This window comes from Saccharopolyspora halophila (assembly GCF_039531955.1).
In the GTDB taxonomy this organism is placed as follows: domain Bacteria; phylum Actinomycetota; class Actinomycetes; order Mycobacteriales; family Pseudonocardiaceae; genus Saccharopolyspora; species Saccharopolyspora halophila.
Genome location: NZ_BAAARA010000017.1, coordinates 1 through 1205, shown reverse-complemented (window position 1 = coordinate 1205; position 1205 = coordinate 1). Strand labels below are relative to the sequence as shown.

Below are 1205 nucleotides of genomic sequence, written 5' to 3'. Positions count from 1 at the left end.
CGGGGCAGGGCAATTACGCGGCGGGCAACGCCTTCCTGGATGCGCTGATCCAGCACCGGCGCGAACGCGGCTTGCCGGGCATCTCGCTGGCGTGGGGCGCTTGGGAGCAGGCTGGGATGGCCACGGAGGTGGACGTCGACCGGATGGGCCGGTCGGGGATGCCGCCGCTGACCACCGAGCATGGTTTGCGGCTGTTCGACGCCGCGCTGTCCGGGGAGAACCCGGTGGTGCTGCCGGTGCGGCTGGATCTGGCGGCGATTCGTTCCAGTGGCGAGGTGCCNCGGCGATTCGTTCCAGTGGCGAGGTGCCGCCGCTGCTGCGCGGGCTGATCCGGACCAGGTCGCGCCGATCGCTGGCCGGATCCCGCGCGACCGAGACGTTGCTGGCCCGCTTGGGCGCGCTGGGCGAATCGGAGCGCTGGGACGGGCTCGTCGATCTGGTGCGCGGTGAGGTCGCCTCGGTGCTGGGGCACGTGGACTCGGCCGTGGTCGATCCGTCCCGGGCGTTCCAGGACCTCGGTTTCGATTCGCTGACCGCGGTGGAGCTGCGCAACCGCCTCGGCTCCGCGACCGGACTTCGGCTGCCCGCCACGCTCGTCTTCGACTACCCGACGGCCAACGCGCTGGCCGGGCACTTGCGCGACGAGCTCTTCGGCGCCACCGCAGCAATCCCATCGCTGCCGGAGCGGGCGAGCACGACCGACGATCCGATCGCCATCGTGGGCATGGCCTGCCGCTACCCGGGTGGCGTGTCCTCACCGGAGGACCTGTGGAAGCTGGTCTCGGACGGCGTCGACGCGATCTCGGAGTTCCCCACCGATCGCGGCTGGGACCTGGACGCGCTGTTCGATCCGGACCCGGATCACGCGGGTACCTCCTACACGCGGTCGGGTGGATTCCTGCACGACGCGGGTGATTTCGACCCGGGCTTCTTCGGGATGTCGCCGCGCGAGGCACTGGCCACCGATGCGCAGCAGCGGTTGCTGCTGGAGGTGGCGTGGGAGTCGCTGGAGCGCTCCGGGATCGCCCCGGCCTCGCTGCGGGGCAGCCAGACCGGTGTGTTCGCGGGCGTGATGTACAACGACTACGCCCAGCTCCTGACGGGCGAGGCCGAGGGATACCAGGCCACCGGCGGATCGCCGAGTGTGGTCTCCGGCAGGTTGTCCTACACCTTCGGGTTCGAGGGCCCGGCGATGACGGTGGACA

General features: G+C 70.8%; 2 protein-coding genes. Both read left to right on the top strand.

Going from position 1 to position 1205, the window contains the following annotated elements:
- Positions 1-35 precede the first annotated feature (35 nt).
- Complete coding sequence (locus ABD289_RS25385; protein WP_425564749.1) at positions 36-329, top strand: hypothetical protein; 294 nt, start codon at positions 36-38, stop codon at positions 327-329.
- Positions 305-1205 (top strand): acyl carrier protein (locus ABD289_RS20090; RefSeq protein WP_344135094.1); only part of this gene is annotated, 901 nt, incomplete at its 3' end. The genes ABD289_RS25385 and ABD289_RS20090, both read left to right, overlap by 25 nt.